Below are 8,613 nucleotides of genomic sequence, written 5' to 3'. Positions count from 1 at the left end.
GCTCCGGCATGGCGCTCGAGCGGATGGACAAGCTCGGCAGCATCTTCTCCTACGAGTGACGTTGCCAGCGTGGTTGGCGCGCACCGCTCGCTCTTCCCGGATCGAGCGCTGATGCGCGCCGCTCAATCTCCCGCCAACGTTCACGCTCTCGGCGTCGACCATGGAATACAGTCCGCCGCCTCTATTTAAGCAAGGCCCGTCCGCGCTCGCGCGGCTCATCTTCTTCGTCGTCCTCTCGCTGGTGCTGCTGGTTTCCGACGCACGCTTCAAGACGCTCGAAGTCGTGCGCGCCGTGCTCGATGCGGGGCTTTATCCGCTGCAGCGCGCAGCGCTCGTGCCGCGCGATCTCGTCGTCGGCGCGGCCCAGTTCGCCGTGACAAGCAATACGTTGCGCCGTGAGAATCAAGCGCTCGTCACCAAAAACCTCCAGCTTTCGCTGCAAGCGAATCAAGTCGCCACGCTCACGGCTGAAAACCAGCATCTGCGCGCGCTGCTGAATCTTTCCCGCAACGTCGCGACGCAATCGATCCCGGCCGATGTGCAGTACGGCATGCGCGATCCCTTCACGCAGAAGGTGGTGATCGGACGCGGCTCGCAACAAGGCGTGCAGAATGGTTCGCCCGTGGTGAGCGAAGACGGCATGATCGGGCAGGTCACGCGTGTGTTCCCGATGCAATCCGAGGTCACCCTGCTGACGGATAAGGATCAGGCCGTGCCCGTCGAAATCGTGCGCACGGGATTGCGCAGCGTTGTCTACGGCACGGCCGCCGGCCACACGCTCGAGTTGCGCTTCGTGCCGATCAGCGCCGATGTCGTTGCCGGCGACGAACTCGTGACCAGCGGGCTCGACGGCGTGTACCCGGAAGGGTTGCCAGTCGCCAAGGTCGTACGCGTCGACAAGCAGGCCGATACCGCCTTCGCGCGCGTCGTCTGCGTGCCGGTAGCGGCAGTGAGCGGGGCGCGCGACGTGCTCGTGCTCCATTATCAAAGCGACGTCCCGCCGCGCCCCGAGGTGCCGGAGCCCGCGTCGCAGCCGAAGGGCAAGAAAGCCGCGAAAGGCGCCGAAAAGGGAGCCGATAAAGCAGCCCAAAAGGCAGCCGACAAAACGGCGAAGCCCGACGAAAAAGCCGGCGAGCAGAAAGCCGACGGCAAACAAACGCCGGACAAAGGCGCGGGCAAGCCCGCCGTACAGGAACCCGGCAAGGCCGCGGTAGACGCCAAAGCCCATAGTGCGGCCGTCCCGCGCGCCGCTTCGGGAGCTCAGCGATGAATCGTCCGCAGTACATCCTGCTGCCGGTCAATCCCTACTTCATCTCGTTCAGCCTCGCTTGCGCGTTCCTGCTGAACCTGATGCCGTGGGGCCGGCTGATCGGCATTCCCGATTTCGTCGCGCTCGTGGTGCTGTTTTGGAACGTCCATCAGCCGCGCAAGGTCGGCATGGGCATCGCGTTCTTCCTGGGGCTGTTGATGGATGTGCACGACGCGAGCCTTCTAGGAGAGCACGCGCTCGCCTACACGCTGCTCTCGTACGGCGCCATTACCATCCATCGGCGCGTGCTGTGGATGCCGCGCGGCCTGCAGGTGTTCGCCGTTGCGCCGCTGCTCGTGGTCGCCCAGCTCGTGCCGTTCGTGACCCGGTTGCTGACGGGTGCCGCCTTCCCCGGCTGGGGCCAGCTCGTGCACGGATTCGTCGAAGCCGCGTTGTGGCCGCTCACCTGCTCGCTGCTGCTCATGCCGCAGCGCCGCCCGGCCGATCCGGACGATACGCGGCCCATTTGAGGCTCATTTGAGGACGCGTTCCTGAGCGCGGCTTGCGCACAAGCATGACGGAATTCAAAAACACCCAGCAGCAGCTCTCGAAGTTCCGCTTCCGCGTGGCGGCGGCGGGCTTATTCGTGCTCGTCTGCTTCGGACTCCTGATCCTGCGCTTTCTGTTCCTGCAGGTCTGGCACTACAGTAAGTATTCGCTCCAGGCCGAGGAAAACCGGATCTCGGTCGCGCCGATCGTGCCCAATCGCGGCATCATCACCGATCGCAACGGCGTCGTGCTCGCCCGCAATTACTCGGCCTATACGCTCGAAATCACGCCGTCCAAGCTGAACGACACGCTCGATCACGTCATCGATCAACTGGCGACGGTCGTCACGATCGATCCGCGCGATCGCCGCCGCTTCAAAAAGCTGCTCGAAGATTCGAAGAACTTCGAAAGCCTGCCGATCCGCACACGGCTCACAGACGAGGAAGTCGCGCGCTTCACGGCACAGCGTTTCCGCTTCCCCGGCGTCGATGTGCGCGCCCGGCTATTTCGTCAATATCCGCTCGGCATGACGGCCGCGCATGTGATCGGCTACATCGGCCGCATTTCGCAGCGCGATCAGGAAAAGATCGATGCCGTCAGCGAACAGAACGATAGCGATCCCGATCATTACGATCCTCGTCTCGACGCGAACAACTATAAAGGCACGGACTACATCGGCAAGATCGGCGTCGAGCAGAGCTATGAGGCCGAACTGCACGGTTTGACGGGCTTCGAGGAAGTGGAAGTGACGGCGGGCGGACGCCCCGTGCGCACGCTCTCGCGCACGCAGGCCACACCGGGCAACAACCTCGTGCTGTCGCTCGATATCGGCTTGCAAGAGGTGGCCGAACAGGCGTTCGCGGGCAAGCGCGGCGCGCTCGTCGCGATCGAGCCGTCGACGGGCGACGTCCTCGCCTTCGTGTCCGCGCCGAGCTTCGATCCCAATGCATTCGTGGACGGCATCGATCAGCAGACGTGGGACGAGCTCAATAACTCTCCCGATCACCCGCTGCTGAACCGGCCACTGCACAGTGCCTACCCGCCCGGCTCGACCTACAAGCCCTTCATGGCGCTGGCCGCGCTGACGCTGCACAAACGCACGCCCGAGTGGGGCTTTCACGATCCCGGCTTCTACCAGTTCGGCGGGCATACGTTCCGCAACGACGTCCCGCAAGGCCAGGGCTGGATCGACATGAACCGCGCGATCATGGTGTCGAACGACACCTACTTCTATATGCTCGCGCACGATCTGGGCGTCGATGCGATCGCCAAGTTCATGAAGCCGTGGGGCTTCGGGCAGCTTACCGGTATCGACATCGCCGGCGAGGCGCGCGGGATCCTGCCCTCGACGGAATGGAAAAGGAAGGCGTACCGCAAGCCCGAACAACAACGCTGGTACGAAGGCGAAACGATCAGCCTCGGCATCGGCCAGGGGTACGACTCATTCACGATGCTGCAGCTCGCGCATGCCACGGCGACACTCGCCAACGACGGCGTCGTCATGCGGCCCCACCTCGTGAAGGAAATCGAAAACCCGATCACGCGCGACCTGCGGCTCACGGTGCCGCACGAGAGCGGCCGCATCGACGTGAGCCCGGCCGACATCGACGTCGTCAAACGCGGGATGGAAGCCGTGACGAGCAATCCGTCCGGCACGGCCTACGAAGTATTCCGCAATGCCCCGTATCTGGCAGCCGGCAAGACGGGGACGGCGCAGGTGTACTCGCTGCAAGGCGCGAAGTATCACGGCGGCGCGATCCCCGAGCGCTTGCGCGATCACTCGCTGTTCATCGCCTTCGCGCCGGCCGATCATCCGACGATCGCCGTCGCCACCATCGTCGAGAACGGCGGCTGGGGCGCGAGCGTGGCGGGCCCGATCGTACGCCGCGTGCTCGACTATTACCTGCTCCAGCGCGGCAAGCCCGGCGTACTGCAAGCGGCCGTTTCACAAGCGGCTTCGGCGACACAGGCCATCGCGGGGCCGGTTATCGGGGCATCCGATGCCGGGGACGATAACGCCACGCCCGTCAGGGTCGCGGCCGGGTTCAAGGCGCTGCCCGTACCGGCCGTGCCAGCACAATCCGCACCGCACGACGCGTCCGCACCGCTGATCGCGTCCGATGTCGTCACCGCATCGCAAACGGCCGCGGCTTTCAGCGAGCCGGCCATCGTCGGCGGATCAAGCGCGCCCTTCGCTGCCGCGCCGGCAAAGAGCGACGCAGCCGCCTCACGGGCCGCCGCCGCCGCATCGCCCGGTTCGGCGGCCTCGGGGCCGCAGATCTCGGCGGTGGCGGCGATGCGCCGTTTGCGCAATGGCGCGGCCTCGGGCACCGCGCCCATACCGCATAAGCGCCGCGCGCCGCGCGAAGCCCCCGCCAGCGAGACCCTGGCTGTCCCGCGCCAAAGCGGCGACGCCGGTGCGTCCGCCGCAGCCACGCCGGATGCGTCCGGCACCAACGATTGACGGAGAGAGGCATGCCTATCGATAAGCGCGCCTGGCTCGAACGTTTCAAGAAGATGTTCGTGGGTTTCGATCGTCCGCTCGCGTTGACGGTGTTTCTGCTGCTGTGCGTCGGCATCGTCACGCTGTACAGCGCAAGTATCGACGTGCCCGGGCGGGTAGAAGATCAGCTGCGCAACATCATGCTGACGTTCGTGCTGATGTGGGTGCTCGCCACCATTTCACCTCAAACGCTGATGCGATTCGCCGTCCCGCTTTATACGTTCGGCGTCGCCCTGCTCGTTGCGGTGGCGCTCTTCGGCATCACGAAGAAGGGGGCGAAACGCTGGATCAACGTGGGCGTCGTGATTCAGCCGTCCGAAATCCTGAAGATCGCCACGCCGCTGATGCTCGCGTGGTATTACCAGCGCCGCGAAAGCTCGACGCGCTGGTACGACTTCATCGTCGGTTTCGTGATTCTGCTCGTGCCGGTCGGCTTGATCGCGAAACAGCCCGATCTGGGCACGGCCGTGCTCGTCTTCGCCGCCGGGCTCTTTGTGATCTATTTCGCCGGCCTCTCCTTCAAGCTGATCGTGCCGGTGCTGATTGCCGCCGTGATCGGCATCGGGCTTGTCGGCACCTTCCAGGAGAAGATCTGCCAACCGCAAGTGCAGTGGCCGCTGATGCACGATTATCAAAAGCACCGCATCTGCACGTTGCTCGATCCGACCTCGGATCCCCTCGGCAAAGGGTTCCATACGATTCAGGCCGTGATTGCCATCGGCTCGGGCGGCCCGCTTGGCAAGGGCTGGCTGAAAGGGACGCAAGCGCACCTCGATTTCATCCCCGAAAAGCATACCGATTTCATCTTCGCCGTCTTTTCGGAGGAATTCGGGCTGATCGGCGAGCTCGTGCTGTTGACGCTCTATACGGCGCTGATCGCGCGTGGGCTCTATATCGCGGCCAATGGCGCGACGCTATTCGGCCGGCTGCTCGCGGGTTCACTGACGATGGCATTTTTCACGTATGCGTTCGTCAATGTGGGGATGGTCAGCGGGATCTTGCCGGTCGTCGGGGTGCCGCTGCCGTTCATGAGCTACGGCGGCACGGCGCTGACGACGCTCGGCATTGCGGTCGGGCTCATCATGAGCGTCGGCCGGCAAAAACGGTTGATGAAAAGCTGAGAGCAGTCGGGGCCGCTTGGGAGGGCTGGCCGGATCCGGCCACCGGCTGGACCTGACCTACCGCCCCGGCTCGGCTCGGCTCGGCTCGGCTCGGCTCGGCTCGGTCCGGCCCGGCCCGGCTCATTTGGACTGCTGTTTCTTGGCCTCTTTTCGCAGCGCCTCGCTAAGGTCCTGAAACTTGAGCCGCGCGGCCGGGTCGCCCTGAGCCGCCGCCGCCGCGTAGTACGCCCGCGCGACGTTCAAGTTGCGCTCCACCCCGTCACCCCCGAGTTCGTAGAACGAACCCGTGACGTACTGCGCGGTCATGTCACCGCCTTCTGCTGCTTTCTTGTACCAAAAGAACGCGCGGGCATTATCGCGCGGCGTGCCGCGCCCATCGAGAAATTGGTTGGCGAGCGCGAGTTCCGCCTGGACATGGCCCTGCTCCGCCGCCTTCAAGAACCATTGATGCGCCACCGCCGGGTCGCGCGTCACGAAATCGCCGTCGTCGTACATCTTTCCGTAGACATACTGCGCGTGCGACATATTCGCCTCGGCGGCCTTCAGCAGCCACTTGCGCCCTTCATCGACGTTCGCCGCGGTGCCCTCGCCGTTCAGCAGCATCATCGCGTAGTTGAATTCGGCGAGGCGGTTGCCGCGATCGGCCGCATCGCGAAACTCCTTGAGCGCCCCGTCGAAATTGCCGGCGTTGTAGTCCGCGACGGCTGTCTGCGTTTCGGCATCGGTGTCGGCTCGCCCTTGCGGCGCCGAAGCAGCTTGCGCGAGCGCACCGCCTGCGATGGCCCAGGCGCCCGCGCCTAGCACGAGCATCGACAACATTCGCGTTTTCATCGTCCGCCCTTTCATGACCCAACCTCCCGCAACCCGAATCGCGTCGCGCACACGAGCCGGATGTCGCCGGCCCTCGTACGATCATACGCTGTCGACAACCGTTCGGATGCAGGGCCTCGAGACGCGGCAACCTGTTCTCAGACGTCGGCTTCGCGCACGACGTCGGCCCAACAGTTCGGCGTTTCGTAAAGCCGGACCTGGTGCAATCGCAGATTGACGCCGTAGTGCGCGTCGTACACCTGTGCGAGCAGGTCGAACGCGATTGCGGCGAGATTTTCGACGGTGGGAATGCGATCGAGCACGACTGTTTTATGGTCGGACATCGATTCGAGAAATTCGCGCACGCGCGTATCGCCTTCGAACACGAGGAACGCGTGATCCCAGCGGTTCACGAGGTGCGTCATCGCGAGCGATTTGACATCGGCGAAATCCATCACCATGCCGCGGTCCGGCGCGCCTTCCGTTTCCACCACATCGCCGCGCAGCGTGATTTCGAGTACATAGCGGTGCCCGTGCAGGTTGCGGCACTGGCTGCGGTGATCAGGAATGCGGTGGCCCGCATCGAATTCGAGTTTTCGGGTAATCGTCAGCACGGCGAATCAGGGAATGTTCAGATACTTGTGGGTCTGCATCGACAGCCGCCAGCGCGGATGACGCTTGCACCAATCGATCGCGAGGCGCGTGTTCAGGTCGCGCGACGGGCCGTCCATCGGTTGCACGAGAAAGTAGTCGAAATCGAGTGCGGCATACTCGGCCAGGCGCTGATTGTCCTGCGGGATGACGACCTTCAGCTCGTTACCCCTTGTGACGACAAGTGGCGCATCGGCCTTCGGGCTGACGCACACCCAATCGATCGACTCGAGCACGGGCAGCGACCCGTTCGTTTCGATCGCCACCTCGAAGCCTGCCGCGTGCAGCGCGGCGACGAACGGCTCGTCCATTTGGAGCATCGGCTCGCCGCCCGTGCAGACGATGAAACGATGGCCCTCGCCTTCGGGCCAAAGCGAAGCGATCTTTTCGACGAGCGCATCGGCATCGCGATACTTCCCGCCATTTTCGCCATCGGTACCGACGAAATCGGTATCGCAGAAGCGGCAGACGGCATTCGCGCGATCCTCTTCCCGCCCCGACCACAAGTTGCAGCCGGCAAACCGGCAGAACACGGCAGGGCGGCCTGCATTCGCCCCTTCGCCTTGCAACGTGTAAAAAATTTCCTTGACCGCGTACGTCATGCTGCTTCTGTCGTCCATCTCGATTTTGAGCCGTCCCACGACGGTTCGGCCCGGCCGCGCGGCGCCACTATGCCGGCTGCGTCACCTGTTCACCGGCGAGAAACGCCTCGTAGCCGCGCTTGCGCAGGCGGCAAGCCGGGCATTCGCCGCAGCCGAAGCCCCAATCGTGCAATTCGGCGCGTTCGCCGACATAGCACGTATGCGTCTCGACCCGCACCAGATCGACGAGTGCGTCGCCGCCCAGCTCGCGCGCGAGGCGCCAGGTGTCGGCCTTGTCGAGCCACATGAGCGGCGTCTCAACGACGAAGCGGCTATCCATGCCAAGGTTCAGCGCCACCTGCAGCGCTTTCATCGTGTCGTCACGGCAATCGGGATAACCCGAGAAATCCGTCTCGCACATCCCGCCGACGAGCACCGACAGGCCGCGCCGGTAGGCGATCGCGGCCGCGATCGTCATGAACATCAGATTGCGCCCCGGCACGAACGTATTGGGCAGACCATTGGCGCTGGCCTCGATCTCGATCTCGCGCGTCATCGCCGTCTCGCTGATCGCGCCGAGCACCGACAGATCGACCAAGTGATCCTCACCGAGACGCTCGGCCCAGTGCGGAAACGTGCGGACGATCGCCTGACGCACCGCGTCGCGGCATTCGAGTTCGACGCGGTGACGCTGGCCGTAATCGAAGCCGAGCGTCTCGACCGTCTCATAGCGTTCGAGCGCCCAAGCCAGGCACGTGGTCGAATCCTGGCCGCCCGAAAAAAGCACGAGCGCGCCACGCTTAGCGTCTGTCCGAATCACCGTGAAAAACTCCGTGGACCGTCAATCAAGGGGAGCGCACGGCGTATGCCTGTGCGCGGGCGCGGCCTTGATACCGCGCGGTGCTTCGCAAGTATATGCCTCGTGTTCGAGCGGCGAGCACCGCGGCGCTTATACCGCCTAGAAGGGCGCCTCACGCGCACGCGGCACTCGCTCGCTACACGACAGTCGTGTAGCGCGATAGGCGCCATGAGAAAAACCCCAAGAACCTTACGATTCTTGGGGTTGGATACTGCTGGTGGCCTGGGGCGGAATCGAACCACCGACACGCGGATTTTCAATCCGCTGCTCTACCAACTGAGCTACCGGGC

Annotated in this window: 8 protein-coding genes; 4 read left to right on the top strand and 4 right to left on the bottom strand. The window is 64.2% G+C overall.

All coding sequences use genetic code 11. The features are described 5' to 3' along the window. Positions 1-160 precede the first annotated feature (160 nt). Genes mreC through rodA form a run of 4 tightly spaced genes read left to right on the top strand, consistent with a single transcriptional unit; the run spans position 161 to position 5,422 of the window. Entirely contained in the window at positions 161-1,270 is a 1,110-nt protein-coding gene (gene mreC, locus ACTHL0_RS00040; protein ID WP_440564489.1) for a rod shape-determining protein MreC, read from the top strand. Beyond that, entirely contained in the window at positions 1,267-1,779 is a 513-nt protein-coding gene (mreD, locus tag ACTHL0_RS00035; protein WP_440564487.1) for a rod shape-determining protein MreD, read from the top strand. Before mreC ends, mreD begins: the two co-directional genes overlap by 4 nt. A 44-nt stretch (positions 1,780-1,823) precedes the next feature. Next, positions 1,824-4,262 carry a penicillin-binding protein 2 gene (gene mrdA / locus ACTHL0_RS00030; protein ID WP_440564486.1) on the top strand — a complete coding sequence of 813 codons (2,439 nt, stop codon included), beginning with the start codon at positions 1,824-1,826 and terminating at the stop codon, positions 4,260-4,262. Positions 4,263-4,273: 11 nt separating this feature from the next. Continuing rightward, complete coding sequence (gene rodA, locus ACTHL0_RS00025; RefSeq protein ID WP_440564485.1) at positions 4,274-5,422, top strand: rod shape-determining protein RodA; 1,149 nt, start codon at positions 4,274-4,276, stop codon at positions 5,420-5,422. A gap of 120 nt (positions 5,423-5,542) precedes the next feature. Here the strand turns inward: rodA and ACTHL0_RS00020 are convergent, their stop codons facing one another. The 4 genes from ACTHL0_RS00020 to queC form a co-directional block, all read right to left on the bottom strand. After that, entirely contained in the window at positions 5,543-6,253 is a 711-nt protein-coding gene (locus tag ACTHL0_RS00020) for a tetratricopeptide repeat protein (RefSeq protein ID WP_440564484.1), read from the bottom strand. Positions 6,254-6,390: 137 nt separating this feature from the next. Beyond that, positions 6,391-6,843, bottom strand: a complete 453-nt coding sequence (gene queD / locus ACTHL0_RS00015) for a 6-carboxytetrahydropterin synthase QueD (RefSeq protein ID WP_440564491.1) — start codon at positions 6,841-6,843, stop codon at positions 6,391-6,393. A gap of 9 nt (positions 6,844-6,852) precedes the next feature. Then, positions 6,853-7,485, bottom strand: a complete 633-nt coding sequence (queE, locus tag ACTHL0_RS00010; RefSeq protein WP_440564490.1) for a 7-carboxy-7-deazaguanine synthase — start codon at positions 7,483-7,485, stop codon at positions 6,853-6,855. Between the two features lie 67 nt (positions 7,486-7,552). Beyond that, the gene (gene queC / locus ACTHL0_RS00005) at positions 7,553-8,284 is read right to left on the bottom strand and encodes a 7-cyano-7-deazaguanine synthase QueC (protein WP_440564483.1); all 732 of its coding nucleotides are present in this window, start codon (positions 8,282-8,284) and stop codon (positions 7,553-7,555) included. Between the last annotated feature and the right edge of the window lie 329 nt (positions 8,285-8,613).

It is taken from the genome of Trinickia sp. (assembly GCF_051961175.1).
Lineage (GTDB): Bacteria > Pseudomonadota > Gammaproteobacteria > Burkholderiales > Burkholderiaceae > Trinickia.
This window is presented reverse-complemented; position numbering and strand designations above follow the sequence as displayed.

Excerpts from the sequence above, each read along its gene's own strand:
- mrdA (WP_440564486.1), top strand. The coding sequence starts at position 1,824 with ATGACGGAATTCAAAAACACCCAGCAGCAGCTCTCGAAGTTCCGCTTC.
- mreD (WP_440564487.1), top strand. The coding sequence starts at position 1,267 with ATGAATCGTCCGCAGTACATCCTGCTGCCGGTCAATCCCTACTTCATC.
- ACTHL0_RS00020 (WP_440564484.1), bottom strand. The coding sequence starts at position 6,253 with ATGAAAACGCGAATGTTGTCGATGCTCGTGCTAGGCGCGGGCGCCTGG.
- queE (WP_440564490.1), bottom strand. The coding sequence starts at position 7,485 with ATGACGTACGCGGTCAAGGAAATTTTTTACACGTTGCAAGGCGAAGGG.
- mreC (WP_440564489.1), top strand. The coding sequence starts at position 161 with ATGGAATACAGTCCGCCGCCTCTATTTAAGCAAGGCCCGTCCGCGCTC.
- rodA (WP_440564485.1), top strand. The coding sequence starts at position 4,274 with ATGCCTATCGATAAGCGCGCCTGGCTCGAACGTTTCAAGAAGATGTTC.